This window comes from Bradyrhizobium sp. CB3481, from assembly GCF_029714305.1.
Lineage (GTDB): Bacteria > Pseudomonadota > Alphaproteobacteria > Rhizobiales > Xanthobacteraceae > Bradyrhizobium.
This window is the reverse complement of sequence record NZ_CP121647.1, coordinates 3996833-4023049: the sequence shown is the minus strand read 5'-3', so window position 1 is coordinate 4023049 and position 26217 is coordinate 3996833. Positions and strand designations below refer to the sequence as shown.

Genomic DNA, 26217 nt, shown 5'->3' with positions numbered 1-26217 from the left:
CTTGCGCTATTTGTCGTGCTCGATCACTTTGAGCCCGCCCATGTACGGCTGCAGCACGTCGGGCACGGCAATTGAGCCGCCTTGCTGCTGATAGACTTCCATCACCGCAATCAGCGCGCGGCCGACCGCGGTGCCGGAGCCATTCAGCGTATGCACGAAACGCGGTTTGCCATCCGGCCCGCGCGAGCGCGCATCCATCCGCCGCGCCTGGAAGTCACCGCACACCGAGCAACTCGAGATTTCCCTGAAAGCCCCGCCCTCGCCCTGCCCGGGCATCCAGACCTCGATGTCGTAGGTCTTCTGCGCGGAAAAACCCATGTCGCCCGAGCACAGCGTCATTACGCGGTAGTGCAGACCGAGCCGGCGCAGCACTTCCTCCGCGCAGGACAGCATGCGCTCATGCTCGTCGCGGCTGGTTTCCGGCGTTGCGATCGACACCAGCTCGACTTTTGTAAATTGATGCTGCCGGATCATGCCGCGGGTATCGCGGCCCGCGGCGCCCGCTTCGGCGCGGAAGCATGGGGTCAGCGCGGTAAGCCGCATCGGCAGCTCTTTTTCGTCGACGATGGATTCGCGGACGAGGTTGGTCAAGGAGACTTCAGCGGTCGGAATGAGGCCGAGACGTTCGGTCTTCAACCGTTCGTCAGGAGCGGCAAGCAGCTCGCCCTTGATGGCCCAGAACTGATCGTCCTCAAACTTCGGCAATTGGCCCGTGCCGAACATCACGTCGTTGCGCACTAATAGCGGCGGATTGATCTCGGTGTAGCCGTGCTCGTTGGTATGAAGGTCAAGCATGAACTGGCCGATCGCGCGCTCTAACCGTGCAAGCCCCTTCTTTAACACGACGAAGCGTGCGCCGCTCAATTTGGCGGCGGCCTCGAAATCCATGTAGCCGAGCGCGCCGCCGAGATCGTCATGCGGCCTTGGCGTGAAGGCGTAGTTGCGGATATTGCCGTAGATGTGCCGCTGCACATTGCCGTGCTCGTCCACGCCTTCGGGCACGTCGTCGAGCGGCAGATTGGGAATTGCGGCGAGCTCTTTCGCCAGCTCCTCATCGGCCGCCTTCGCCGCCGCCTCAAGCTCCGGCATCGTGGTCTTGAGCTCGGCGACCTCGGCCATCAGCTTGCTGGCGCGCGCCTCGTCCTTGGCTTTCTTGGCCTCGCCGATCTCTTTCGATGCCGCATTGCGGCGCGCCTGCGCCTGCTCGGACGCCAGGATCGCCGCACGGCGCTTTTCGTCGATCGCGAGCAGCGCGGCCGACAACGGCGCCAGTCCACGGCGCTTCAGTCCGGCGTCAAAAGCTTGCGGATTGTCGCGGATCGCTTTGATGTCGTGCATGAGGGGTTCGGTCCTGAGGTCATCACCCGTAAACATTGAGCATTTATGTTGATTGTTTACGGTGCGCCCCAAGTACCATCTTGTCATCACCCGCGAAAGCGGGTGATCCAGTATTCCAGAGCCGTTCGAGATAAATCCGCCAAGCCGCGGCGTACTAGATTCCCCGCTTTCGCGGGGAATGACACCAATCGCGGAGCACGCTGAGCGCCCTATTCCGCCGGATTGGTTTCCGCAGGCGGGCTGGCGGACGGCGGTGTCGTCGAGGTCTGCGCGGCGGCCTTCTTTTCCACCATGGCGACAGCGATGATGGCGCCCTCATAAAGGGCCAACAGGGGGATCGCGAGCGAGGCCTGGCTGATGACGTCGGGCGGCGTCAGCACGGCCGCGATGACGAAGGCGATGACGATGAAATAGCGCCGCTTCTCGCGCAGCATTTTCGAGGTGATGATGCCGATCCGTCCCAGCAGCGTCAGGATGACTGGCAACTGGAAGGCGACGCCGAAGGCGAAGATCAGCGACATCATCAGCGAAAGGTATTCGCCGACCTTGGGCAGCAATTGAATCTGCGCAGTCTCGTCGCCGCCCATCTGCTGCATGCCGAGCGAAAAGCGCACTAGCATCGGCAGCACCACGAAATAGACCAGCAGCGAGCCGAGCACGAAGAAGAACGGGGTTGCAATCAGGTACGGCAGGAACGCGCCGCGCTCATGCTTGTAGAGGCCCGGCGCCACGAACTTGTAGATCTGCGTCGCCACGATCGGAAACGAGATGAAGGCGGCGCCGAACAGCGCGAGCTTCAACTGCGTGAGGAAATATTCCAGTAGCGCGGTGTAGATGAACTTCGAATTCTCGGCGCCCGCCACCCAGACGAACGGCCAAACCAGCACGTTGTAGATCTGCTTGGCGAAGAAGAAGCAGAAGATGAACGCAATGCCAAAGCCGAGCAGCGCCTTGATCAGCCGCGAGCGCAGCTCGATCAGGTGATCCATCAATGGCGCCTTGCTGGCCTCGATGTCTTCGATCGTCATGACGCTTTGGCGTCCTTGAGAACGTCAGGTGAAGCCGGAGCAATATCCTGCTGAACCGGCGCCTGAACGTCGCGGGTGATCGCCAGCGGCTCGGCAGCGGCCGAATGGGCCTCGGCCTCGACAAACGTCTCCGGCGTCGGTGCGGCCGGCGTCGTCGGGGTGACGGGCTCGCCGATGGCACCTGCCACCTGGGCGTCGCCGGCTTCCGGCGTGGCGGGCTTGTCCGGCTCGCTGATCTGCAGGGCGCTGTCGACGTCCTTTTGCAGGGAGGTCATGAGGTTACCGGGAGACATCGCGGTGGCGGTCTCCTTGACCTCGTCAAAGCTCTTCTTGAGGTCGGCCATTTCGGCCTCGCGCATGGCTTCCTGGAATTGGCCCTGGAATTCGGCGGCCATCTTGCGCGCCTTGCCCATCCATTGCCCGACCATGCGCAGCACGCCCGGCAGTTCTTTCGGGCCGATGGCGATCAGCGCGACAACCGCGATGACGACCAGTTCACTCCACCCGACGTCGAACATGAATTCTTCCGCTCGCGCGAGACGTCCGCGCCCCAATCCATCATAGCCAAGATTTGGAGCTGCCCGCGCCTTTTCTAAAACCGGCGACGGTCAGCCGACGCCGGGTCCAAGATGCCTGGTTCAGACCGCCTTGCTGCCGACATCCGTCCGCGCCGCCGTCGGCGCCGCGTTGTGCTCGATCGTCTTTGCCGGCTCGGCGGGCTTTTCGGGCTCCTTGGTGTCGTCCTGCATGCCCTTCTTGAACGCCTTGATGCCCTGCGCGACATCGCCCATCAGGTCCGAAATCTTGCCGCGGCCGAACAGCAGCAGGACCACTGCGATCACGACGATCCAGTGCCAAATGCTAAGCGAACCCATCCTGCAATCCTCCAAAAAGAGATGGCCGGCTTCCGGCCTAAGCTTGGGCGGAAGGTAGGCCCGAGAGGTGTCAAAAACAAGGACCCACGCCGCGGCAAATCGCTGTCGCGGCTACGTATTATGGCTATCATTAACCCCGCCTGAGCGGGCCGCCGGCGGGACTGACGGAACTAGCTTTCGCTGCTTCCGCCGCCTTCTTCAGGCTCGGCCGCCGGTGCCAGGAGCAGTTCCAGATTGTCCCCGGCCTCCAGCGGATCCTCGTCCTCACGCAGCGCGACATCGTCGGACGGCGTCGGAACGGAAAAGCCGGACGGCAGCCGCGAATCCAGCAGCCCCGTACCCTTCAGCTCTTCCAGGCCCGGCAGGTCGCCCAGCGCTTCCAGGCTGAACTGGGAGAGGAAGGCTTCGGTGGTGCCGAAGGTCAACGGCCGGCCCGGCGTCTTGCGGCGGCCGCGCGGGCGGATCCAGCCGGTTTCGAGCAGCACGTCCAGCGTCCCCTTCGACGTGACCACGCCGCGGATTTCCTCGATCTCGGCACGCGTCACCGGCTGGTGATAGGCGATGATCGCGAGCACCTCGATCGCCGCCCGCGACAGGCGCCGCGTTTCCGTGCTTTCGCGCGTCATCAACCACGACAGGTCGCCCGCGGTGCGGAACGTCCATTTGTTGGCGACCCGCACCAGGTTCACGCCACGCGGGGCATATTCCGCCTGCAGCTGCGCCAGCGCCGCCTTGACGTCGACGCCATCGGGCATCCGCTTGCCGAGCGCGGCCTGATCGATCGGCTCGGCAGAGGCGAACAACAGCGCTTCGAGCAGCCGCAATTCCTCGGGCCGCGCAGCCTGATCGGTATTCTGATTCTGGTCGATGGGATGATCCTCGGCATCTTCCATGCGTTTTTCCGCCAGGCTTGCCATGGCTAGGTCTCCTTCCACTTACTCGACCGTCAGATCCGGCGCGGGCTGTGCTGCCTGCGGCGGGCGCTTACGAAAATACAGCGGCGCGAACGCCTCTTTCTGGTTCAATTCCATCTCTCCCTCGCGCACCAGTTCGAGCGCCGCGGCAAAGCTCGACGCAAACACGGTTGCTCTCTGGGACGGATCGACCACGTAGCTGAGCAGGTAATCGTCCAGGCAGCTCCAGTCCTCGGACTCGGTCATGCCGACGAGGCGCTCCAGCGAGGCGCGCGCTTCGGCGAGCGACCACACCGTGCGCTTGGCGAGGTGCACGGTCGCCAACACGCGCTGCTGGCGCTGCGTGGCATAGGCGGTGAGCAGGTCGAACAGCGTCGCCGTGAACTTGGGATGCTTGATCTCGGCGATCGATTCCGGATTGCCGCGCGGAAAAATATCGCGCTGGAACTGCGGCCGGTTCATCAGGCGGTTGGCGGCCTCTCTGATCGCCTCAAGCCGGCGCAGCCGGTTGGCGAGCGCGGTCGCCATCTCCTCGGCGCTCGGCCCGTCCGGTGTCGCCGGTTCAGGTAGCAACAGCCGCGATTTCAGGAAGGCGAGCCAAGCGGCCATCACGAGGTAGTCGGCAGCGAGCTCAAGGCGGATCTTCCGCGCCGCCTCGATGAAGGTCAGATACTGGTCGGCGAGCGCCAGGATGGAGATCTTGGCGAGGTCGACCTTCTGCTGCCGCGCCAGCGTGAGCAGCAGATCGAGCGGGCCCTCATAGCCCTCGACGTCGACGACGAGCGCCGGCTCGCCTTCGGTGATCTCGGCGGGCCGTCCAGTCTCAAACGATAGAATCTCAGCCGTCATGCCGTCCCTACCCGATCCATCAACGCTTCAAGTTCGGCCCTTCCCGCTTGCCGGTCGAACGGCTCGGGCGGCCTCCGCGAGGCCAGCGCCCGCCTGGCGCGTTCCAGGGCCTCGCCTGCCAGTTCCGGCGTCTCGCGCGCCACTTCGCGCATCTCGTCGAGCTTGCCGTTGCAGTGCAGGACCATGTCGCAGCCGGCATCGACGATGGCGCGGGTCCGCTCGGCGATCGATCCCGCCAGGGCATTCATCGACACGTCATCACTCATCAACAAGCCCTGGAACCCAATTACGCCACGAATCACTTGGCTGATGATTGTCGCAGATGTCGTCGCGGGTTGGACCGGGTCAATCGCGCTAAACACAACATGCGCGGTCATGGCCATCGGCAGGTCCGCGAGCGGTTGAAATGCTGCAAAATCAGTCCGTTCCAGCTCCTTCTGCGGGTTTTCAACGGTCGGGAGGCGGAAATGGCTATCCGCCGTGGCCCGGCCGTGGCCGGGAATGTGCTTGAGGATCGGCAGCACGCCGCCCTGCTCCAGGCCCCCGGTGACTGCCCGGGCAATCGCCGCGACCTTGGCCGGTTCGGTTCCATAGGCCCGATCGCCGATCACGGCGTCGGCACCCGCTACCGGCACATCCGCCAACGGCAGGCAGTCGACGGTGATGCCAAGATCGACCAGATCGGCCGCGATCAGGCGCGAGCTGAGCCAGGCAGCCCGTAGCCCCAGCGCCTTGTCGAGGTCGTAGAGCGCGCCGAAGGTAGCGCCGGGCGGATAGACCGGCCAATGCGGCGGGGTCAGCCGCGCCACCCGCCCGCCTTCCTGGTCGATCATAACAGGGGCATCCGTCTCGCCCACGAGACTTCGAAATTCTTCAACCAACGCAGATACCTGATCCGGCGTATCGACGTTGCGTTTGAAAAGGATCAAGCCCCATGGCAGCTCGCCACGGAGGAACTCGCGCTCCGCCGCCGTCAGCTCCAGTCCCGATACGCCCGTGATGAATGCGCGGCTTGCCATGAGGGCCGATTAGGCCCCTCACAGCCCCTGGGTCAAGGAATCGGGCAATAATTCTACGGGATAAAGCACTGTCCGCCGGCGGCTTTCAGCTCTGTGCAGAACTGGACCGCTTCCTGCCGCGTTCGGTAGGGCCCGACCATGGCGCGATATTTGGTTTTCCCATCCGCCAGATTGACCTGCTTGATAACAGGCGAACGGGAACCGAGCACGGACGAGTACTTACCCTGTACCACGCGGAACGCCTCTCTGGCCGCGGACTCGCTGTCCTGTGACGACACCGACACCAGGAAGCCGCCGCCGCCCTCCGGAGCGGCAGGTGCGGTTGGATTGGTCGCCGCCATCCGGGTCGGTGGCGGTTCCGGATCGCCCGCTTGCGGGGCGAGCGACATCGGCGTGTTGGCGCTGGCATTGGCCGAGGCCGGGTTACGCGCAGGCGCTGCAGCCGGGGGGGCAGCAGCAGCACTGCGTGTCGGCGGCCGCTGCGTCGGCGCGCTGGCGCCAGCCGGAACGCCGCCATTCTCCGCGGGATCGCCCTTCACCGCGAGCGTCCTGATTCGGCGCGGTTCGTTGTTTGGCATCGTGCCGTTGGCATTGGCCGGAGCCATCGGTGCTGACGGCGACACGCTCGCCACCGGCGGCGGGCTGCTGTTTGGGTTCAGCGGCGGAAACACCACCCGCGGCCCGACGGACCGTGAATTGACATCGACCGGCGTCTCTTCGCGCGACACCAGCTTCTCGCCGCCATCGCCTGACAGCAGGCGATCGGGCGTCTTGGCGGCGCCGCCATCGGCAGGTGCCGGCACCACCTTGGTCGGGCTGTTGTCGGCCCGGATGATCGGAGGCTCGCCTGAGCGGGGCGAACCGACAAAGGTGCGATAGGCAAAGGCAGCGCCCGTCCCGACCACGGCCAGCGCCAGCACCGCCGCTACCGTCATCAGACCGCGCGAGCGCTTCTTCGGCTCGGGCTCTTCCTCGTACTCGCCCTGATAGGCGTAGGGATCGTCCGGATAGGCCGGATCGCGCTGATAATCATGCTCGCCGTCCTCGAGCCGTCCATACAGCGCGTCGTCGTAGCGCGACGGATCCTGCTGCGGGTCGTCATATTGCTGTCGGCCATCGGCATAGTGCTGCGGCGCGTCAGCATACTGCTGCCGGTCGTCGGCATATTGCTGCGGAGCTTCGTAATAGTCCTGCGCAGGCAGCGGCGGCGGCTGCTGGGCCGAATAACGATGCAAGGGATGCACCGGGGCCGGCTGATAATCCGGCTCGTCCTCGTACTCCGGCTCCTGCGGCACAGGCGGAGACACTGGCGGCAGCGGGGTTTCGTGGCGCGCACGCTGCATCCAGCTCGGCGGGTTCCGCGGCGCATCGAGATCTTCCGGCGGCGGTGCTGGATCGTATTGCTGTGGGCGCACATTGGCCCGCGACTGCAGCGGATGCGGCGCGGGCTTTGCGGCGGCCCCATACGGGTCGTTCTGTCCGATCAACCTTGCGAGTTCGGCAAGCGGATCGTTTTCCCCGCGAGCCTGGTCGGCAGCGGAGGGAAAAGTTTGGTTCTGATATCGATCAGCCATCGTGATGATGCATCCCCTTCGGGACAGCGAGAAACTCGCCATGTCAAACAAACCATGACGAGCGGCCCCTGCCAGATACCCTCACGAACCCCCATTCGTGAAGGCCTTCGCCCCTGCCTACCGCATCTCGGTTGGAGCGTGGACGCCGAGAACGGCTAAGCCCGATGCCAGAACCGAGACGACGCCCTGTACCATCGCCAGTCGCGCCCTCGTGATCTCTGCATCATTAGTCATAATGAAGCGTAAATAGGGCAAATCCCGCCCTTTAGTCCACAACGCGTGAAATTCACTGGCTAAATCATATAGATAAAAAGCGATTCGGTGTGGCTCATGTGCGACCGCGGCTCCCTCGATAATACGGGGGTAGAGCGCCAGCCGCTTCAATAGGTCCAATTCGGCCGGATCTGTCAGCCGCTCGACCGGCGCAGAATCCAGCCAGGCGCGCCGCTCCGCGTCGTCCTCCGGCAGTTCGGGAACGACTTCACGCGCGTTCTTGAAAATCGAATGTCCGCGGGCGTGTCCGTACTGCACGTAGAAGACAGGATTGTCCTTCGACTGTTCGAGCACCTTTGCAAGATCGAAATCGAGCACGGCGTCATTCTTGCGGAACAGCATCATGAACCGCACCGCGTCGGAGCCGACCTCGTCGACCACTTCGCGCAGCGTGACGAAATCCCCGGAGCGTTTCGACATCCGCACCTGCTCGCCTGCGCGCAACAGACGCACGAGCTGCACGACCTTGACGTCGAGCGCGGCCTTGCCGCCGCTGACGCCCTTCACCGCCGCCTGCATGCGCTTGATGTAGCCGCCGTGATCGGCGCCGAACACGTCGATCATGTCAAGGAAGCCGCGATCGACCTTGTTCTTGTGATAGGCGATGTCGGACGCGAAATAAGTGTAGGAGCCGTCCGACTTGATCAGCGGACGATCAACATCGTCGCCATAGGCGGTGGCGCGGAACAGCGTCTGGATTCGGTCTTCATAGTCTTCGACCGGCTTGCCCTTTGGCGGCGGCAGGCGACCTTCATAGATGTCGCCCTTGGCGCGCAGGAAATCGATGGTTTCGGTGACCTTGTTGTTGCCGGTCTCGACCAGCGACCGCTCCGAGAAGAACACGTCATGCTTGATGTTGAGCGCGGCGAGGTCGCTCTTGATCATGTCCATCATCATGGCGATTGCCTTGGCGCGCACGATCGGCAGCCACGCCGCATCGGCCATCGCCTTCAGTCTGTCGCCATGCTCGGCGGCGAGCGCCTGCCCGACCGGAACGAGATAGTCGCCCGGATATAGTCCTTCCGGAATCTCGCCGATGACCTCGCCGAGCGCTTCGAGGTAACGCAGGTAAGCGGAGCGCGCGAGTACGTCGACCTGCGCGCCGGCATCATTGATGTAATATTCGCGCGTGACGTCGTAGCCTGCGAACTGTAGCAGGCCGCACAACGCGTCGCCGAACACCGCGCCGCGGCAGTGGCCGACATGCATCGGCCCGGTCGGATTGGCCGAGACGTATTCGACATTGACCTTGTCGCCATGCCCGACTGCGCTTTTGCCGTAGGACGCACCTTCGCGCAGCATGGTGCGCAGCTCGTCCGCCCAGACCTCTGGCTTCAGGGTCAGATTGATGAAACCGGGACCGGCGACCTCGACGGCCGCGACCAGATCGTCGGCGCGCAATTTTTCCGCGATTTTATCGGCGAGATCGCGCGGCTTTACCTTGGCGTCCTTGGCCAGCACCATTGCGGCATTGGTCGCCATGTCGCCATGGCTGGCATCGCGCGGCGGCTCGACCACGACGCGCGAGAAATCGATACCGGCGGGCCATTGGCCTTCCGCTGCGAGCGCGGCGCAGATCGCCTGCACGCGCGCCAGCGCGTCGGCAAACAGGTGTTGTGAAGCTGGCTTGTCGGACATGGGGCGCCGCCTAACGCAAATCCGGGGTCGAGTCAAAAAGCCTTTGGTGCTCGATTAAGGCAAAACGATCGGTCATTCCGGCGATGAAATTGCCGATCCGGCGCGCCCGCGCCGCCTCGCTCTCGCGCTCGGTGCCTTCGATCCATTCCGGCGGCAGGTCGCCGGGGGAGGCCTGGTAGCGCGCGAACAGGTCGAACAGAATGCCTTCGGCCTCCCCCATCACCCGCATCACCCGGTGGTGGCGGTACATGTGCACTTTCAGGAACGCCTTGATGGCGGCCTCTTCCTCCGCGACCTCAGGCGGAAAGGCGACCAGCGGCTGATGGTGGTGGCGGACGTCATGGGCCGATTGCGGCCTCGCCGCTTCGAGCCGCCTGCCCGCTTCCGCCATGACCGCCGAGATCATGTAGGAGATCAGCTCGCGTACCAGTTCCGCGCCGCGCCTGGCATCGTCGAGATGGGGATAGTGGCGATCGATCTCGGCGATGATCTCCGCGGTGAGCGGCATTACCTTGAGATCATCGACATTGAAGAGGCCGGCGCGCAGGCCGTCGTCGATGTCGTGGGCGTCATAGGCGATGTCATCGGCGAAGGCGGCGACTTGTGCCTCTAGCGAGGCATAGCTCCACAGCTCCAGATCGAATTTTTTGTTGAAGTCGGCGATGCCGATCGGAATCCCCGCGTCGCGATGGGGCCCTGCCGCTGCCCCGCTCCGCTCGGCGAGCGGGCCGTTATGTTTGACGATGCCCTCGAGCGATTCCCACGTCAGGTTCAGCCCGTCGAATTCGGGGTATCGGTGCTCCAGCGAGGTCACGACCCGGAGCGCCTGCGCGTTGTGGTCAAAGCCGCCATGGGCCTTCAGGCACTTGTCGAGGGCCCGCTCGCCAGCATGGCCGAACGGCGGGTGGCCGAGATCATGCGCCAGCGCCAACGTTTCCGTGAGGTCCTCATCAAGACCAAGCTGGCGGGACAGCGCGCGGGCGATCTGTGCCACCTCCAGCGAATGGGTCAGTCGCGTCCGGTAGTGGTCGCCCTCGTGGAACACGAAAACTTGCGTCTTGTGCTTGAGGCGACGGAACGCGGTGGAATGGATCACCCGGTCGCAATCGCGCCGGAACGGGCTCCGCGTCCGGCTCGGCGGCTCCGCAAACAGCCGGCCGCGGCTGGAATCGGGGTCGCAGCCATAAGGCGCACGGGGGGCAGCCATTCCGACCGACACGATTTTTTAGTCCTTATCCATTTGATTCCGCGACATTACGCACTTAACTATGCCTGAGCCGCCATACCAAATGAATTGGGTATGACGGGGCCGGAGATCGATTGTCATGACCACTGCCATCACCGTCAGCGAGCGGGCCGCCCGCCGCATCGGCGAAATCCTCAAGGGCGAAGGCGACGGCGCCATGCTGCGCATCTCGGTCGAGGGCGGCGGTTGCTCCGGCTTCCAGTACAAATTCGACGTCGACCACGCCAAGGCCGACGATGATCTCGTGATCGCCCGCGAGGGTGCGGTGGTGCTGGTCGATCCGGCCTCGGTGCCGTTCCTCGCCGGCTCCGAAGTCGATTTCGTCGACGATCTGATCGGCGCATCGTTCCGCGTGGTCAACCCGAATGCCACGGCGTCCTGCGGTTGCGGGACGAGCTTTTCGATCTGAGCGCAATTACGCGGTACCAGCTACGGCATTCCGGCCGCGCCACTCACACCACCGTCATCCTCCGCGCAGGCGGAGGATCCAGTACGCCGCGGCCGAGCGCTCAATCACTGGCGTCTCCGGCATACTGGATCGTCCGCCTTCGCGCCTTCGCGGACGATGACAGCCGATTATGACGTGCGCTCTCGCGGTGCATCTTCCCCTACGCCTCCCGCGCGTAGCGCGGCAAGTCTGCCTTCAGCATTTCCAACACATCGTCCCGCACCGGATCGCGGGTGCCGCGGGTGAAAGCGGCGGCGAGCGGGAGCTTGTTCATGTCGGAGGCGGCAAGGCGGATGAAGCGGACGCCGCGGGTGGCCATCCGCGAGGTCCAGCGCGGCACGATGGCAACGCCGAGGCCGGCGGAGACGAGATTGACGATGGTCTGCTTCTCGTCGGCAATCTGCGCGACACGGGCCTCGCGCCCGGCCTCCGCGAACAGCTTCATGGTGAGGTCGTGGCTGTGCGGTCGCGAGCGCCGCTCGGGCACGATCAACGGCTCGTCTTCGAGATCGGCAATGGTGACGCGCTTGCGCTGTGACAGCGGATGACGCTCGGCCACCGCGACGACCGCGGTCTCCTGCAGCAGGAAGAGAAACTCCAGCCGCTTGTCGGGCCGATCAGGCGGGCGCACGAAGGCGAGATCAAGCCGGCCGGATAGCAGCCGCGGCAGCAGGCGCACGGTCTTGTCCTCCACCAGTTGCACGGTCACGTCGGGGCGACGCTTGCGGAAATCGTGCAGCAGGCGCGGCAGCAGCCCCGCCGCGGCGCTGTCGATGGCGCCGACGCGAATGATTGCGGCGCGCTTGCGCCCGCGGGTGCGGAATCTGCCGGCGAGCGCATCGGCCTGGGCCACCAGCGCCCTCGCCTCCTTCAAGAGCACCGCGCCGTCCTCGGTCAGCGCAACGCTTCGCGTCGTGCGCGTCATCAACCGCGTGCCGAGATCGTCTTCGAGCAGGCGAATGAAACGTCCGAGCGCCGACGGCAGCATGTCGAGCCGCTGCGCCGCCCGGCCGAAATGCAGCTCTTCTGCAGCCGCCACGAAGCACCGCAAATGATGAAGGTCCATTGCTCCTCCTGGACGGGATTATATCAATTTTTTGTATAAATGCGAGGCGGTTGCCGATTAAGCGGAAGCGGCCGCAGGATGCCTGGAAAGCGAGACCCTGCTGGCGCCCCGTCATTGCGAGGAGCGAAGCGACGAAGCAATCCATGTCTCAGCTTGCGGCGCTATGGATTGCTTCGCGGAGCCCGTCATCGGGCGCGCATTCGCGCGACCCGTTGGCTCGCAATGACGTGGATAGGGCGCAGACCCATCCACGGAGATTTCCATGCGTGAATATTCAATCGCCGCCATTCCAGCCGACGGCGTCGGCCCCGAGGTGATCGCCGCCGGCGTACAGACGCTGGAAGCGCTGCAAAAACGGCTCGGCGACGTCAAATTCAACGTCGAAACCTTCGACTGGGGTTCCGACTACTACCGCAAGCACGGCGCGATGATGCCGGCCGACGCGCTCGCCCGGCTCAAGAAATTCGACGCGATCTATTTCGGCGCGGTCGGCGCACCCGATGTCCCCGATCACATCACGCTGTGGGGCCTGCGCCTGCCGATCTGCCAAGGGTTTGACCAATATGCCAACGTCCGGCCGACCCGAATTCTGCCCGGCATCGTCTCGCCGCTGCGCCACGCCGGCCCCGGCGATCTCGACTGGGTGATCGTGCGGGAAAACTCCGAAGGCGAATATGCCGGCTGCGGCGGGCGCGTGCATCGCGGCCTGCCGGAGGAAGTCGGTACTGAAGTGGCCGTGTTCACCCGCGTCGGGGTCCAGCGCATCATGCGCTACGCGTTCCGCCTCGCGCAGTCGCGGCCGCGAAAGCTCCTCACCGTCGTCACCAAGTCGAACGCGCAGCGGCACGGCATGGTGATGTGGGACGAGATCGCCGATGAAGTCTCGAAGGAATTCCCTGACGTCACCTGGGACAAGATGCTGGTCGATGCGATGACGGTGCGGATGACGCTGAAGCCGCAGAGCCTCGATACCATCGTCGCGACCAACCTTCACGCCGATATCCTGTCCGACCTCGCCGGCGCGCTGGCCGGCAGCCTCGGCGTGGCGCCGACCGCGAATATCGATCCCGAGCGGCGCTTCCCCTCGATGTTCGAGCCGATCCACGGCTCGGCCTTCGACATCACCGGCAAGGGCATCGCCAACCCGGTCGCCAGCTTCTGGACGGCCTCGCAGATGCTCGATCATCTCGGCGAGACGGAAGCCGCGGCGCGGCTGATGCGCGCCGTGGAGAAGGTCACGGGCGCCGGGATCACCACCCCCGACGTCGGCGGCACCGCGACAACGAAGGACGTCACTGCCGCCGTCGTGGACGCCATCCATAGCTCCAACGTGTAATTGATATCATCTGCACGATGGGCTCGGGCGCGAGGCAAAAATGCCCGCGCGACAAATCAAAACAAGAATAGAGGGAAACGTCCATGCACATGAAGACAACGGCCGTTCTCGCGCTCTCGTTCGCGATGATCAGCTCCGCGAGTCCGGCGCAGAACTACCCGAGCCGGCCGATCACGCTGCTGGTCCCGTTTGCGGCCGGCGGCGCCACCGACACGGTGGCGCGGGTGACCGCGCAGTCGATGTCGAAAATCCTGAATCAGAGCATCGTCGTCGAGAACGCCACCGGCGCCGGCGGCACCATCGCCGCCACCCGCGCCTCGCGCGCCGAGCCCGACGGCTACACGATCCTGATCCATCACATCGGCATCTCCACGGCGGCGACGCTGTACCGCAAGCTGGCCTACGACACCAAGACGGCGTTCGCCCCGATCGGCCTCGTCACCAACGCGCCGATGACCATCATCGGCCGGCCCGATCTGCCGCCGAACACGCTCGCCGAGCTCGTCGCCTACATCAAGGCCAACGGCGACAAGATGACGTTCGGCAATGCCGGGCTAGGCGCCGCCTCGCATCTTTGTGGCATGCTGTTCATGACCGCGGTCGGCAAGGAAATCCTCACCGTGCCCTACAAGGGCAATGCGCCCGTGATGAACGACCTGATCGCCAAGCAGATCGACCTTTCCTGCGACCAGACCACCAACACCACGGCGCCGATCGCCTCAAAACTGGTCAAGGCCTATGCCATCACGACGAAGACGCGGCTGGCGTCGATGCCCGATCTTCCGGCCGCCGATGAGGCTGGCCTGAAAGGCTTTGAGGTCGGCGCCTGGCACGGCATCTACGCGCCCAAGGGCACACCCGACGAGATCGTCCAGAAACTTGCCAAGACGCTGCAGGAAGCGCTGCGCGACCCCGATCTCGTAAAGCGCTTCAACGACATCAACACCGAGCCCGTTCCGCAGCATGAAGCGACGCCGAAAGCCCTGAAGGCAAAGCTGATCAGCGAGGTCGATCGCTGGGCGCCAATCATCAAGGCGGCCGGCCAGTTCGCGGATTGACAACGCTGGACTGACAGAAGCTTGAACGGAAATCTGCGGTCGTGATTTGATTGCGCTACCGCAGGGGCAGCGTGTCGTTAAAAAATTTGCAATGCGTCTGATTCCGAACAGACGCGCGGTTTTAGCGCCCACTATCGTCAAGCGTCGTATTTGAGCGTTAATTCCAAACCTGGGGCTGGCTTGATGAAGAATTCGTCAGGTGAGGCACTGACGCCTCTCAAAAAGCACGCCGTCGACGCGCTCCGGCGTGCGCGCAAATTACCGATCGGTCCGCATCGCAACGACCTGAGGCAACTTGCCATCGGCCTGCGCCGGCTCGATCGCGAAGGGATCGGCGCGAATTTCCACGATCCCGAGATCGGCCTGCAACGGATGCCGTGACGGCATATCAAGGCTGACGCTTGCGTTACGGCGATACCGCCAGACTAGACTAATCGAAAAACTCAGCGCTCGCTGCCGAACAGCGCCCGCGCATTGCCATGGGCAATCTGCGTCGCGATCTTCGGCGGCAGTTGCGACAGCCAGGCGCGATAGCTGGCCATGATCTGCCCGTAGCTCTCCCAGCGCTCGTTGATCCAGGTGTCGGAGCCGAGCAGGAAGCGGTCCGGGAAACTCTCGAACAGCGCACGCCATTCCGCCGTCAGCTTGCCGCCGCCATCGGTGATGCCGCCGCGGTAGGACAATTCGCCCCACAGTTTTGGATATTTCGTCAGCATCTCCGCCACGCGATCGGTCGCGAGCGAAAAACCGGTATGGGCCCAGATGATGCGGGCGCGCGGATTGTGCCGCATCAGGATTTCGACGGCGACGTCGTCGGCGTGCGCGTGCAGATAGAGGTCATGCTCGACGGCAAAGTCGACGGTTTTCTTCACCCACTCGGTATCGGCCGCTTTGCCTGAGATGTGGAATTCGCCGATGCCGCGGTAATAGCCGCGTTTGAACTCGTCCTGCACGAGGTCGAAGATCAAGGGATCGCCGAACCAGGTCTGGATATCGGCGCGCACCCGGTAGGGGCGGATGAACGGGACGATCTGCAGCCCTTGGGGCTTGGCGTCCATCAATGCGTGCGTGCCGGTGTTCGGGCGGCTGGTCGCAAGGATGCCGGTCACGCGATGCTTTTTGAACAGCGCCAGCACCTCCTCGACCCTGAAATGGGGCTTTGGCTCCCAATTATAGTGCAGATGAGCGTCGAAGATCTCGATCGGCTCGTCGGCACGTACCGGGTTGGCGAAGCCGATGGCGCCAGCGAGCGCGACCAGCAACGCGGCAGCCCGCGCAGCCGGCCGCATCGCGCGCGCGAAAGCCATCATTCGGCGGCGACCACGTGCGGCCGCTCGCCCTCGCCCGTCTCCTCGAACTGCGGCTCGAGCTTGCGCCGCAGGCGGCGGTCGATGCGGTCGAGATAGATGTAGATCACCGGCGTGATGTACAGCGTCAGCAGCTGCGACAGGCAGAGGCCGCCGACCACCGCGATGCCGAGCGGCTGGCGCAGCTCGGCGCCAGCGCCGGCGCCGAGCGCAATCGGCAGCGTGCCGAAGATCGCGGCGAACGTCGTCATCATGATCGGACGGAAGCGCAACAGCGCCGCTTCCCGGATCGCATGCTCGGCGCTGAGGCCGACGCGGCGGCGCTCCAGCGCAAAATCCACCATCATGATGGCGTTCTTCTTGACGATGCCGACCAGCATCACGATGCCGATCATCGCGATAACAGACATCTCCATCCCGAACAGCATCAGCGTCAGGATGGCGCCGATGCCGGCCGACGGCAGGCCCGAGATGATGGTGATCGGGTGGATGAAGCTTTCGTAGAGAATGCCGAGAATGACGAAGGCGGCGAACACGGCGGCGAGGATCAGGACGCCCTGCCCGCGCAGCGAATCCTGGAACACCTGCGCGGTGCCGGAGAAGCCGGTGGCGATTGTCGCCGGCAGGTTGGAAGCCTGCTCGAGCTCGGTGATCTTGTCGACCGCGTAGCCCAGCGAATAGCCCGGCGCGAGGTTGAAGGAGATCGTCACCGCCGGCTGCTGCGCCTGGTGGTTGATCTGCAGCGGGCCGACGCTCGGAACCAGTTTCGCCACCGCCGACAACGGGATGGTCTGGCCAGCCTGCGTCTTCAGGTAGAGCTTGGACAGATCGGACGGATCGACCTTGAACTGCGGCTGCACCTCCAGGATGATCTGGTAGTCATTCGACGGCATGTAGATGGTGCCGACCTGGCGCGTGCCGTAGGCGTTGTAGAGCTGGTTGCGCACCTGATCGACGGTGACGCCGTAGACAGCCGCCTTCTCGCGGTCGATGTCGACCGTCATCTGCGGGTTCTTGATGTAGAGGTCAGTGGTGACGTCGAGCAGGCCCGGCAGCTTCTCGATCTTGTCGCGCATCTCCGGCGCCAAGCGGTACAGCGACTCGGTGTCGCCGCTCTGCATCACGTATTGATACTGGCTCTTGGAAATCCGGCCGCCGATATTGAGATTCTGGATCGGCTGAAAGAACGCCTGGATGCCGGGAATCTTCTGCGCATTGGCGCGCAGCCGCCCGATGATCGCGTTGAGGTGGTCGCGCTCCTTCTTCGGCTTCAGCGCGACGAACAGGCGGCCGTAATTCGCCGTGGTGTTCGGCCCGCCGGCGCCGACGGTGGAATTGATGTACTCGATCGCCGGATCGGATTTCAGCACCTCGACCAGCGCCTGCTGCCGCTCCTTCATCGCCTCGAACGAAGTATCGGTGGCTGCTTCCGTGACGCCGATCAGAAAGCCGGTGTCCTCCTGCGGGAAGAAGCCCTTCGGGACGATCATGTAGAGATAGACGGTGCCGCCCAGCGTCGCGAAGGTCACCATCAGCATCAGGAACTTGCGGGCCAGCACCCAGTCGAGCGTCCATTCATAGGCGCGCAGCCAGGCCTCGAACATCGCCTCGAAGGCGCGCAGCACGATATTGGGACGCTTGCTGGCCTCATGGGCCCGCAGCACGCGGGCGCACAGCATCGGCGTCAGCGTCAGCGAGACGAAGCCGGACACGATGATCGCGACCGAAACGGTAACCGCGAATTCGCGGAACACGCGGCCGACGATGCCGCCCATCAACAGCACCGGGATGAATACCGCAATCAGCGAGAAGGTGATCGAAATGATGGTGAAGCCGATCTCGCGGGCGCCTTTCAGCGCCGCCTCGAACGGCCGCATGCCGTGCTCGATGTGGCGAACGATGTTTTCCAGCATGACGATGGCGTCATCGACCACGAAGCCGACGGACAGCGTCAGCGCCAACAGCGTCATGTTGTTGATGGAATAGTCGAGCGCGTACATCACCGCGCAGGTGCCGATCAGCGAGATCGGAACCGCCAGCGCGGGAATGAAGGTCGCGGACGCCGAGCGCAGGAACAGGAAGATGACGAGGATGACGAGGCCGACCGCGATCAGCAGCGTTTCCTCGACGTCGGCCACCGCTTGGCGAATCGAGACCGAACGGTCCATCAGGACGTTGATCGACACCGACGGCGGGATCTGCGCCCGCAGCGTCGGCAGTTTGGCCAGGATGGAATCGACCACCGCCACCGTGTTGGCGTCGGGCTGCTTCTGGATCCCGAGCACGATGGAACGGTCGCCATTCAGCCAACTGGCGATCTTGTCATTCTCGACGCTGTCGTAGATGCGCGCGACCTCATCGAGCTTGACCGGTGAGCCATTGCGCCAGGCCACTACGATCTGGCGATAGTCCATCGCCTTGTCCATCTGGCCCGAGGCCTGCAACGCCACGTCCTGCTTCGGCCCGTTCAGCGTGCCGACCGGTGTGGAGGAGTTGGCGGCCGAGACCGCGGCGCGAATGTCCTCCAGCGACAGCCCGCGCGCTGCGGCGGCTTCGGGGTCGGCTTGGACGCGGATGGCGAATCTCTGCGCGCCGTAGACACTGACCTGGGCGACACCCGGAATTTGCGAGATCGTCTGGCCGAGGTTGATCTCGGCATATTCGTTGACGGTGGACAGCGGCAGCGTCGGCGAGTTGAGCACCACGAACAGCACCGGAAACTCGGCCGGATTCACCTTGCGGAAACTCGGCGGGATGATCATCTCGCGCGGCAACCGGCGTTGCGCGATCGTCAGCGCGGTCTGCACGTCCAGTGCAGCGGCATCGATGTTGCGGTTGAGATCGAACTGGATCGTGATGGTACTGGTGCCCTGCGACGAGTTCGACGACATCGACGAGATGCCGGCGATGGTCGAGAGCTGGCGCTCGATGACGCCGGCGACCGAGGCCGCCATGGTGTCGGCGCTCGCGCCTGGCAACGTCGCTGTTACAGCGATGGTCGGAAAATCGACCCGCGGCAGCGCCGAGACCGGCAGCAGGCGGAAACCGAAGATGCCGAACGCGATGATCGACGCCGTGATCAGCGTTGTCATGACCGGGCGGCGGATGCAGAGTTCGGACAGCGTCATCGGTCAGGCCCCGGCCTTCTTGGCCCGCGGCTGGACCTGCGTTCCATCCGACAACAGCAATTGCCCGTCGACGACGACGTCCTCCCCGCCTGTCAGCCCTTCCGAAATCACCGACATGCCCTGCGCGGTGCGGTCGACCTTGACCGCCTGCACCTTGGCCGCGCCGTCCTTGACCACGAAGACGAAATTGCCGCTCTGGCTGCGCTGCACCGCGACCGTCGGCACCACGATCGAATCCTCGGTCCGGATAATCAGCTTGGTCGCCACCAGCGTGCCCGGCCACAACACTTCGGTCTCATTGGCCATGATGCCGCGCACCGTGACCATGCCGGTGGTCTGATCGACGGTGTTCTCGATCATCGCGACCTTGCCGCTCTGGGAATGCTGCGAATTCGGAATGGTGGCGGTGACGGCGGAAGCGCCCTTGGCCATGGCTTCGCGCAGATCGACCAGCACGCGCTGCGGAACCGAGAAGGTCACATAGACCGGCGCCATCTGGTTGATCACCGCCAGCGGGGTGGTGTCAGCCGGGCGGACGAAATTGCCGACCTTCACATTGGCAACGCTGATGCGCCCGGTGAACGGGGCGCGGATCGTGGTGTAGCTCTTCTGGACCCGGAGATTGTCGAGCGCGGCCTGGTCGGCCTTGATCGTTCCCGTCAGGATGTCAGACTGCGTCCTCGCATTGTCGACATTGACTTGGGTGGTGGCGCCCTTGCCGACGAGGTCGTTGTAGCGCCGCAGGTCGCGCTGCGCGCCTTCGAGCTGCGCCTGGTCCTTGGCGAGCACGCCCTCGGCCTGCTCGATCTGCGCGTCGATCTGGCGGCTATCCAGCGTGAACAGCAGATCGCCCTCGTTGACCTTGGCGCCGTCGTCGAAATGAACCGAGACGATCGTGGTCTCCAGCCGCGACTTCAGCGCGACGCTGGAGATCGGCGTCACCATCCCGATCGCGTCGACATCGACGGGCATGGATTTGCGCTCCGCCTTGGCGAGCTCCACGGACACCATCCGCGGCCGCTGCGGGCCCTGGGCGTTGCTGCTGCCGCCCATCCATGAGGAGCGGGTGATGAAGCCGGCTGCCGTGGCAATGGCGATGGCGCCGACAAGAAGGATGAAGCTACGCTTTTTCATAATTTTTTTCACGCTCACCGTCCCCAAAGGACGGGACGAACTTCTCCGGCCCCTTGACGGCGACTTTTGCGCCTTATTTCTAAACGATTACCACAGCGTTCCTGCACATGGTATGCCACTGCGGGAAAATGTGTAGTTACAGTTCTCTTTAAAGCATGAAACACCGGGACTTCCCGGATCATGCAACCAGCCCGGGCCCGTTTTTCATGCGCATTGCCACCTGGAACGTCAATTCGATCCGGCAGCGGCTCGAACACCTCCTGACCTGGCTCAAGGAGTGCTCGCCCGATATCGTCTGCCTGCAGGAAATCAAATGCGTCGACGAGGCGTTCCCGCGGCTCGAAATCGAGGCGCTTGGCTACAACGTGGTCACCCACGGCCAGAAGACCTTCAACGGCGTTGCACTGCTGTCGAAACTGCCGTTCGACGAGACCAAGTCGGGGCTGGCCGGCGACGACGAGGACGCCCATGCCAGGTTCCTCGAAGGCGTGGTTACGCTCAAGACCGGCGTGATGCGGATCGCCTGCCTCTATCTGCCCAACGGAAATCCACCGGGCACCGATAAATATCCCTATAAACTCAAATGGATGTCGCGGCTTCTTGAGTACTCGAAGGAGCGACTTAAAGCGGAGGAGCCGCTGGTGCTTGCAGGCGACTTCAACGTGATTCCGGCCGCATCCGACGTCTATAACCCCGCCGCCTGGACCAATGACGCGCTGTTCCGGCCCCAGACCCGCGAGGCCTTCCAGGCGCTGCTCGGGCTAGGGCTGACGGACGCGCTGCGCGCGGTGACAGACGAGCCGAACCTCTACACCTTCTGGGACTATCAGGCCGGCGCTTGGCAGAAGAACTGGGGCTTGCGTATCGACCACCTCCTGCTGTCGCCGCAGGCCGGCGACCGCCTCGCCAATGTCGGCATCGACAGCTACGTCCGCGCCTGGGAAAAGCCGTCCGACCACGTGCCGGTGTGGGCGGATTTCGACCTGGAGACGGCGTAGCCGGAACGACGGAGTGGCCTGTCAAACCTCATCTTGATGAGGAGCCGCGAAAGCGGCGTCTCGAAGGATGAATGGCACCAGCGGGGCCGCATGGTTCGAGACGCGCGAAGATGCGCTCCTCACCATGAGGATCATCAATGTGTAATGGGAACGATGGCGGGCATGGCGCTGACGCGCCTTTGCCCACTCTACGGCGGCGCGTCAGTCGCGCTTGCCCTGCACCCAGTGCTCGAGCATCTGCAGTGCGGTGGCGCGGTCGTCGTCGGAGGCCTTGGCGAAGGCGCGGTTGTAGCTTTCGCGGATCCAGGTCTCGTCCGGGGCCGCATTGTCGCGCGCCAGCGTCAGCCACATCAGGCCGCGGGCGGCCTGCCGCGGCAGGCGGTCGCCGTTGAACAGCATCTGGCCGAGCATCGCCTGCGCCTGGTGCTGGCCCTTCTGGGCCGCCAGACCCAGCCAGCGCGCGCCATAGCGGAAATCGTCGCGCGAGGCATCGGGCGTCTTCAGGTACAGCCGCGCCAGATCGTATTGCGCATCCGCGTTGCCGAAATAGGACGCGGCATAGGAGAACATCTCCCGGGCGCGGTCGGTGTCCGGCTTGATCTTCGAATTCGGGATGCCGTTCAGATAGTAGCGGCCGAGCGCCACGAAGGCGTTGGCGACGATCGTCGCCTGCGGCTCCGACGGGCTGTCCTCGGCATGCGCATTGGCGATGCGGCTGAAATATTCGAAGGCGCGCAGATCGTCCTGAACGACGCCGTCGCCATCCGCATACATCCGCCCGAGCTTCCACTGCGCGACCGGATGGCCGCCTTCGGCGGCATACTGCAGCGACGTCAGCGAAGGTGCGTTGACCGCCGTTGCCGTGGCGGGCGGTGCCGGAGGAACCTTCTTCAAGGCCTGGGCCGTAACAGCCTGCGCGGCCGCGGGCTGGTTCATGACCGGCAGCGTGGCGTCCGGCTTCACCGGTGCGCCGTCGAATGCGAATCCGGGGGCTGCCACCGGCGCGGCGCCCAGCATCAACGCAAGAATGATACGCCTAGATGTCCGCATAACATTGTTTCTCGTGCGCACCGCCAGGATGGGTCACAGCCCCATCCACCGCCGGCCCAACCTGTTGGGCATATTTCCACAGCGCACCCGACGTATGGTTTGTCTGTCGGGGCACCCATTTGGTTTTACGTTCGGCGAGTTCGGCGTCGGTCAATTTTACGTTAAGGGTACCGGCCTCGGCGTCGATCTCGATAATGTCACCATTCTGCAACAGGGCGATCGGACCACCTACCGCCGCCTCCGGCCCGACATGGCCGATGCAGAACCCGCGGGTGGCGCCGGAGAACCGGCCGTCGGTGATCAGGGCGATCTTGCCGCCCATCCCCTGCCCGGTCAGCGCCGCCGTGGTCGAGAGCATCTCGCGCATGCCGGGACCGCCGCGCGGCCCCTCATAGCGGATCACGATGACCTCGCCCTCTTGGTAGGTTTTCTTCTGGACCGAATCGAAGGCGTCTTCCTCGCGGTCAAAGCACCGGGCAGGACCAGTAAACTTCAGCTTCGACATGCCCGCGACCTTCACGATCGCACCCTCCGGCGCCAGATTACCCTTCAGCCCGACAACCCCACCCGTGACGGTGATCGGGTTGTCTGCTGACCGCACCACATCCTGGTGCGGATTCCATTTCACGCTCTTGAGGTTTTCGGCGATCGTCCGGCCCGTGACGGTTATGCAATCCCCGTGTAGGTAGCCATTGTCGAGCAGCGTCTTCATCAGAAGCGGAATGCCACCAACCTCGAACATGTCTTTGGCAACATAACGGCCCCCTGGCTTCAAATCCGCGACATATGGTGTCTTTTTGAAGATTTCGGCGACGTCGAATAAGTCAAACTTAATCCCGCACTCGTGCGCGATCGCCGGCAGGTGCAGCGCAGCATTGGTCGACCCGCCCGAGGCAGCGACGACGGCGGCAGCGTTCTCCAACGAGCGGCGGGTGACGATGTCGCGCGGCCGGATGTTGGCCGAGATCAACTCCAGGATCTTCTCTCCGGCGGCGGCGCAAAACGCGTCGCGAATCTCGTAGGGCGCGGGCGCCCCGGCCGAATAGGGCAGCGCCAGGCCGATCGCCTCGGACACGGTTGCCATCGTGTTGGCGGTGAATTGTGCGCCGCACGCGCCGGCCGACGGGCAGGCCACCCGCTCGATCTCGTCGAGATCGGCATCCGACATGTCGCCGACCGAGTGCCTGCCGACGGCCTCGAACATGTCCTGCACCGTGACCTGCTGGCCACGGAAATTACCCGGCAGAATCGAGCCGCCGTAAATGAAGATCGAGGGCACGTTGAGCCGGACCATCGCCATCATCATGCCCGGCAGCGACTTGTCGCAGCCGGCGAGCCCGACGAGGGCGTCGTAGGCGTGGCCACGGACGGTCAGCTCGACCGAATCGGCGATGCACTCGCGCGACGGCAGCGACGAGCGCATGCCGTCATGGCCCATGGCGATGCCGTCGGTCACGGTGATGGTGCAGAATTCACGCGGGGTGCCGCCGGCGGCTGCTACCCCCTTCTTGACCGCCTGCGCCTGACGCATCAGCGAGATGTTGCAGGGCGCAGCCTCATTCCAGCACGAGGCGACGCCGACGAAAGGCTGGTGGATCTGCTGGGTGGTCAGCCCCATCGCATAGAGGTACGACCGATGCGGGGCGCGCTCCGGCCCCTCCGTCACATGACGGCTCGGCAACCTCTTCTTGATGTCGGCCTTGGCGTCCATCCGCTAACCTGTTTCCTCGGCCATTTCCCTGTCGGGTCTCGGGAGCAATTTCCCGTCGCCTCACTGGCGCTGTGGCTAATCAGCTTGAGAAAGAAATGGTTTCATTGAGGGGTGTGGCTAAATAGCGGCGCAAGCAAGAGGCAGCCGGTTCCATTAACCAAATGTTCGATCACTGTTGCGGTCACGCAACAATCGTGGCGCCACGGCAACCATTAATCGGACTTATCGAGTAGCGTTTTGTGGTTGCAGCAGCGCCGGCATGATTTCTTGCGAGCGATGTCGACGACCTGAAGGTGACTAAGCAGCGAGTTACGCCAGCGCAGGTCGCCCTCCGCGCGAGCGACGTGACTTCGGCAACCCCGAGCGCCGCCAAGAACCGCAACAGGGAATCGCAAGACGAGATTCGAACCGCCGCGCCTGATCGTTGGTCGCGCCGACGTAAGTTGCGCGCACCACATCGCGACCCGCGTCACCTCCGTTCGAAAGCGATCGCGTCATTTTTGTGCAGGCCGGCACTTTTTTCGCCAGTTTTCGTCACGCGATGATGCGGTCCACGCCACGCGCGTTGCCGAGGTCGTCCTTCATAAGCGAGAGAGAACAACGCGGCGCGCGATTTGTCGCAGGGCTTTCGCGCGCTGCCGGAAATGAGGCGCTGGCGCGCCGCTTGGCCGCATGAGCGCCTTTCGCGTCACCATATTGCCCCGACGAAGCGCAAAACCGCCGCGCACACGTCCAGCCACTGGCCCGTTTTGCTGTTTTTCCTTCCATGCGGGTGAGGGAATCCTGCCTCACGTTCTCCCCGTTGCGCATCACCTAGCATTCCCAAAATCCGGGGTGGTCGTCTGTAGTCTCGTGGGGCCTCTGAGTAAGAGGTTTGAATAATGGCACGCTTTAATCTGAACCAACTCTTCGGCAACAATGGCTTCGAAGATTTTTTCGCCAGGTTCGGCGGCGGCACTTCCGGGCATGACCATCTGAACGGGACAACGGGCAACAACATGTTGTCCGGCGGTGCCAGCGAAGACACCCTCGCGGGCATGGCCGGCAACGACTCGCTCAACGGCGGCTCCGGCGCTGACAAGCTGTGGGGCGGCTCGGGCAACGACAACCTGTCGGGCGGCTCCGGCAGCGACCTTCTCGTCGGCGGCTTCGGCGCCGACCGGATGGACGGCGGCGCCGGCAATGACACCCTGCTCAGCCGTTCGGACGCGGGCGAAATGGTCGCGGCCCAGGACGGCAAGACGCAGATCTTCGCGGAGGAAACCGCAGCGTTCAAGCAGGTCAACGACACCCTCACCGGTGGCGCGGGCGGCGATACCTTCCGCTTTGAAGGAATGGTGAATGCGAAGGACGAGATCGTCGCCAAGCACGTCAACGCTGACGGCACGATCGACTGGGTCGGCGTCACCGGCGAGAACGGCGCGGTTCACGATCACTGGGTCGACGGCTTCGGCAACGACGTGATCCGCGACTTCAATCGCGCCCAGGGCGACAAGATCGAAATCTCGGCCCACACCGCCGAAGTCAAGTCGATCGAGTACAAGGACAGCAACGGCGACGGCAAGAACGACTACAGCGTGATCACCGTCATCAGCCAGCAGGGCAACGCCGGCGCGCATGACGAGGATCTGCTCGGCACCATCACCGTTTACGGCAACCTGGTGAAGCAGAGCGATATCACCGTGACCCAGACGGTGTATGGCGCTTACGAGAAGGTCGGCGACAACGGCGGCGCGCACTTCGATATCGAGGACGATGGCGTGCTGGCCGGTGGCGGCACCGACGGCGGTCACCACAACGAAGCCACCGCCATGGCCGCCATGCACGGCTAAGCCAAGAGCAACAAGACACGATCACGGGCAAGGGCCGCCTCCCGGCCCTTGCTCTCCAGCGTCCGGTTTCGATTCCATAGTCACCGGGCGCTGGACTGCGTTTGCGTCACGGCATGTAGCCCGGGCTCGGCCACCGGGTCGCGGACGCGCGCCAAGCAACGAGCGCAATTGCGCTCGCGCAGTGATGACAGGCTCCGCGACATGCGGAAGATCTCGTGAGGCCTTCGCCCATGCTGGGGCTACGACTGCTTGCACGCGGCCTGATCGCGGTCGCGGTCGCGGCATTTAGCCCGGCATGCCCGCTTCGGCCGAAGTCGATTCGCGCGCCGCCCAGGTGGGAACTCTTAAGTTTCGCCTTATTTGCGCGCGTTTGTTGCGCTGACGTGACAGTTCCG

22 protein-coding genes are annotated in these 26217 nt (G+C 64.0%); 6 read left to right on the top strand and 16 right to left on the bottom strand.

Annotation, left to right across the window (positions count from 1 at the left end):
- Positions 1-6: 6 nt before the first annotated feature.
- From serS to QA643_RS19455, 10 genes are all read right to left on the bottom strand, one after another.
- On the bottom strand, positions 7-1338 hold the full coding sequence (gene serS, locus QA643_RS19500; protein WP_283027541.1) for a serine--tRNA ligase: 1332 nt from the start codon (positions 1336-1338) through the stop codon (positions 7-9).
- Between the two features lie 209 nt (positions 1339-1547).
- Positions 1548-2366: a twin-arginine translocase subunit TatC gene (tatC, locus tag QA643_RS19495; protein WP_283027540.1), complete on the bottom strand. Its 819-nt coding sequence runs from the start codon at positions 2364-2366 to the stop codon at positions 1548-1550.
- Positions 2363-2884, bottom strand: coding sequence for a Sec-independent protein translocase protein TatB (gene tatB, locus QA643_RS19490; RefSeq protein WP_283027539.1), 522 nt, complete (start codon positions 2882-2884; stop codon positions 2363-2365). Before tatB ends, tatC begins: the two co-directional genes overlap by 4 nt.
- Positions 2885-3004: 120 nt before the next feature.
- Entirely contained in the window at positions 3005-3241 is a 237-nt protein-coding gene (locus tag QA643_RS19485; RefSeq protein WP_283027538.1) for a twin-arginine translocase TatA/TatE family subunit, read from the bottom strand.
- A gap of 170 nt (positions 3242-3411) precedes the next feature.
- Complete coding sequence (gene scpB, locus QA643_RS19480; RefSeq protein ID WP_283027537.1) at positions 3412-4158, bottom strand: SMC-Scp complex subunit ScpB; 747 nt, start codon at positions 4156-4158, stop codon at positions 3412-3414.
- 18 nt (positions 4159-4176) lie between these two features.
- Complete coding sequence (locus tag QA643_RS19475) at positions 4177-5004, bottom strand: ScpA family protein (RefSeq protein WP_283027536.1); 828 nt, start codon at positions 5002-5004, stop codon at positions 4177-4179.
- Positions 5001-6023 carry a beta-N-acetylhexosaminidase gene (gene nagZ / locus QA643_RS19470; RefSeq protein ID WP_283034687.1) on the bottom strand — a complete coding sequence of 341 codons (1023 nt, stop codon included), beginning with the start codon at positions 6021-6023 and terminating at the stop codon, positions 5001-5003. The genes QA643_RS19475 and nagZ overlap by 4 nt, the downstream gene beginning before the upstream one ends.
- Positions 6024-6076: 53 nt before the next feature.
- Entirely contained in the window at positions 6077-7597 is a 1521-nt protein-coding gene (locus QA643_RS19465) for an SPOR domain-containing protein (RefSeq protein ID WP_283034686.1), read from the bottom strand.
- A gap of 117 nt (positions 7598-7714) precedes the next feature.
- The gene (gene argS, locus QA643_RS19460) at positions 7715-9508 is read right to left on the bottom strand and encodes an arginine--tRNA ligase (RefSeq protein WP_283034685.1); all 1794 of its coding nucleotides are present in this window, start codon (positions 9506-9508) and stop codon (positions 7715-7717) included.
- 10 nt (positions 9509-9518) lie between these two features.
- Positions 9519-10727 (bottom strand): deoxyguanosinetriphosphate triphosphohydrolase, encoded by a 1209-nt coding sequence (locus tag QA643_RS19455; protein WP_283034684.1) that lies wholly within the window; start codon positions 10725-10727, stop codon positions 9519-9521.
- A gap of 106 nt (positions 10728-10833) precedes the next feature.
- Here QA643_RS19455 and erpA point away from each other — a divergent pair, with 106 nt between their 5' ends.
- Positions 10834-11163, top strand: a complete 330-nt coding sequence (gene erpA / locus QA643_RS19450; RefSeq protein ID WP_283034683.1) for an iron-sulfur cluster insertion protein ErpA — start codon at positions 10834-10836, stop codon at positions 11161-11163.
- Positions 11164-11362: 199 nt separating this feature from the next.
- Here the strand turns inward: erpA and QA643_RS19445 are convergent, their stop codons facing one another.
- Complete coding sequence (locus QA643_RS19445; protein ID WP_283034682.1) at positions 11363-12268, bottom strand: LysR family transcriptional regulator; 906 nt, start codon at positions 12266-12268, stop codon at positions 11363-11365.
- 262 nt (positions 12269-12530) lie between these two features.
- On the opposite strand from QA643_RS19445, the gene QA643_RS19440 reads away from it, so the two are divergent.
- The 3 genes from QA643_RS19440 to QA643_RS19430 all read left to right on the top strand — a co-directional run bounded on the left by QA643_RS19440 (position 12531) and on the right by QA643_RS19430 (position 15043).
- Positions 12531-13604, top strand: a complete 1074-nt coding sequence (locus QA643_RS19440; RefSeq protein WP_283034681.1) for a tartrate dehydrogenase — start codon at positions 12531-12533, stop codon at positions 13602-13604.
- 89 nt (positions 13605-13693) lie between these two features.
- Positions 13694-14662, top strand: coding sequence for a tripartite tricarboxylate transporter substrate-binding protein (locus QA643_RS19435; RefSeq protein ID WP_283034854.1), 969 nt, complete (start codon positions 13694-13696; stop codon positions 14660-14662).
- A 180-nt stretch (positions 14663-14842) separates the two neighbouring features.
- Positions 14843-15043, top strand: a complete 201-nt coding sequence (locus QA643_RS19430; RefSeq protein ID WP_283034680.1) for a hypothetical protein — start codon at positions 14843-14845, stop codon at positions 15041-15043.
- A gap of 62 nt (positions 15044-15105) precedes the next feature.
- Here QA643_RS19430 and QA643_RS19425 read toward each other — a convergent pair whose 3' ends face one another.
- From QA643_RS19425 to QA643_RS19415, 3 genes are read right to left on the bottom strand one after another with little or no spacing between them, the layout of a single operon-like run.
- The gene (locus QA643_RS19425) at positions 15106-15972 is read right to left on the bottom strand and encodes an amidohydrolase family protein (RefSeq protein ID WP_283034679.1); all 867 of its coding nucleotides are present in this window, start codon (positions 15970-15972) and stop codon (positions 15106-15108) included.
- The gene (locus tag QA643_RS19420) at positions 15969-19097 is read right to left on the bottom strand and encodes an efflux RND transporter permease subunit (RefSeq protein WP_283034678.1); all 3129 of its coding nucleotides are present in this window, start codon (positions 19095-19097) and stop codon (positions 15969-15971) included. Before QA643_RS19420 ends, QA643_RS19425 begins: the two co-directional genes overlap by 4 nt.
- A gap of 3 nt (positions 19098-19100) precedes the next feature.
- Positions 19101-20231, bottom strand: coding sequence for an efflux RND transporter periplasmic adaptor subunit (locus tag QA643_RS19415; protein ID WP_283034677.1), 1131 nt, complete (start codon positions 20229-20231; stop codon positions 19101-19103).
- A 206-nt stretch (positions 20232-20437) separates the two neighbouring features.
- Between QA643_RS19415 and xth the strand changes: the two genes are divergently transcribed.
- Positions 20438-21229: an exodeoxyribonuclease III gene (gene xth / locus QA643_RS19410; RefSeq protein ID WP_283034676.1), complete on the top strand. Its 792-nt coding sequence runs from the start codon at positions 20438-20440 to the stop codon at positions 21227-21229.
- A 201-nt stretch (positions 21230-21430) separates the two neighbouring features.
- Here xth and QA643_RS19405 read toward each other — a convergent pair whose 3' ends face one another.
- Together QA643_RS19405 and ilvD are read right to left on the bottom strand one after the other, a co-directional pair.
- Positions 21431-22279, bottom strand: coding sequence for a tetratricopeptide repeat protein (locus QA643_RS19405; RefSeq protein WP_283034675.1), 849 nt, complete (start codon positions 22277-22279; stop codon positions 21431-21433).
- The gene (gene ilvD, locus QA643_RS19400) at positions 22266-23990 is read right to left on the bottom strand and encodes a dihydroxy-acid dehydratase (protein ID WP_283034674.1); all 1725 of its coding nucleotides are present in this window, start codon (positions 23988-23990) and stop codon (positions 22266-22268) included. Before ilvD ends, QA643_RS19405 begins: the two co-directional genes overlap by 14 nt.
- A gap of 881 nt (positions 23991-24871) precedes the next feature.
- Between ilvD and QA643_RS19395 the strand changes: the two genes are divergently transcribed.
- Positions 24872-25822, top strand: coding sequence for a hypothetical protein (locus QA643_RS19395; protein WP_283034673.1), 951 nt, complete (start codon positions 24872-24874; stop codon positions 25820-25822).
- The last annotated feature ends 395 nt before the right edge of the window (positions 25823-26217 follow it).

What these genes read in the sequence shown, in the direction of transcription:
- serS (WP_283027541.1), bottom strand. Translation starts at nt 1,338, where the DNA reads ATGCACGACATCAAAGCGATCCGCGACAATCCGCAAGCTTTTGACGCC.
- tatC (WP_283027540.1), bottom strand. Translation starts at nt 2,366, where the DNA reads ATGACGATCGAAGACATCGAGGCCAGCAAGGCGCCATTGATGGATCAC.
- tatB (WP_283027539.1), bottom strand. Translation starts at nt 2,884, where the DNA reads ATGTTCGACGTCGGGTGGAGTGAACTGGTCGTCATCGCGGTTGTCGCG.
- QA643_RS19485 (WP_283027538.1), bottom strand. Translation starts at nt 3,241, where the DNA reads ATGGGTTCGCTTAGCATTTGGCACTGGATCGTCGTGATCGCAGTGGTC.
- scpB (WP_283027537.1), bottom strand. Translation starts at nt 4,158, where the DNA reads ATGGCAAGCCTGGCGGAAAAACGCATGGAAGATGCCGAGGATCATCCC.
- QA643_RS19475 (WP_283027536.1), bottom strand. Translation starts at nt 5,004, where the DNA reads ATGACGGCTGAGATTCTATCGTTTGAGACTGGACGGCCCGCCGAGATC.
- nagZ (WP_283034687.1), bottom strand. Translation starts at nt 6,023, where the DNA reads ATGGCAAGCCGCGCATTCATCACGGGCGTATCGGGACTGGAGCTGACG.
- QA643_RS19465 (WP_283034686.1), bottom strand. Translation starts at nt 7,597, where the DNA reads ATGGCTGATCGATATCAGAACCAAACTTTTCCCTCCGCTGCCGACCAG.
- argS (WP_283034685.1), bottom strand. Translation starts at nt 9,508, where the DNA reads ATGTCCGACAAGCCAGCTTCACAACACCTGTTTGCCGACGCGCTGGCG.
- erpA (WP_283034683.1), top strand. Translation starts at nt 10,834, where the DNA reads ATGACCACTGCCATCACCGTCAGCGAGCGGGCCGCCCGCCGCATCGGC.
- QA643_RS19445 (WP_283034682.1), bottom strand. Translation starts at nt 12,268, where the DNA reads ATGGACCTTCATCATTTGCGGTGCTTCGTGGCGGCTGCAGAAGAGCTG.
- QA643_RS19440 (WP_283034681.1), top strand. Translation starts at nt 12,531, where the DNA reads ATGCGTGAATATTCAATCGCCGCCATTCCAGCCGACGGCGTCGGCCCC.
- QA643_RS19435 (WP_283034854.1), top strand. Translation starts at nt 13,694, where the DNA reads ATGAAGACAACGGCCGTTCTCGCGCTCTCGTTCGCGATGATCAGCTCC.
- QA643_RS19425 (WP_283034679.1), bottom strand. Translation starts at nt 15,972, where the DNA reads ATGATGGCTTTCGCGCGCGCGATGCGGCCGGCTGCGCGGGCTGCCGCG.
- QA643_RS19420 (WP_283034678.1), bottom strand. Translation starts at nt 19,097, where the DNA reads ATGACGCTGTCCGAACTCTGCATCCGCCGCCCGGTCATGACAACGCTG.
- QA643_RS19415 (WP_283034677.1), bottom strand. Translation starts at nt 20,231, where the DNA reads ATGAAAAAGCGTAGCTTCATCCTTCTTGTCGGCGCCATCGCCATTGCC.
- xth (WP_283034676.1), top strand. Translation starts at nt 20,438, where the DNA reads ATGCGCATTGCCACCTGGAACGTCAATTCGATCCGGCAGCGGCTCGAA.
- QA643_RS19405 (WP_283034675.1), bottom strand. Translation starts at nt 22,279, where the DNA reads ATGCGGACATCTAGGCGTATCATTCTTGCGTTGATGCTGGGCGCCGCG.
- ilvD (WP_283034674.1), bottom strand. Translation starts at nt 23,990, where the DNA reads ATGGACGCCAAGGCCGACATCAAGAAGAGGTTGCCGAGCCGTCATGTG.
- QA643_RS19395 (WP_283034673.1), top strand. Translation starts at nt 24,872, where the DNA reads ATGGCACGCTTTAATCTGAACCAACTCTTCGGCAACAATGGCTTCGAA.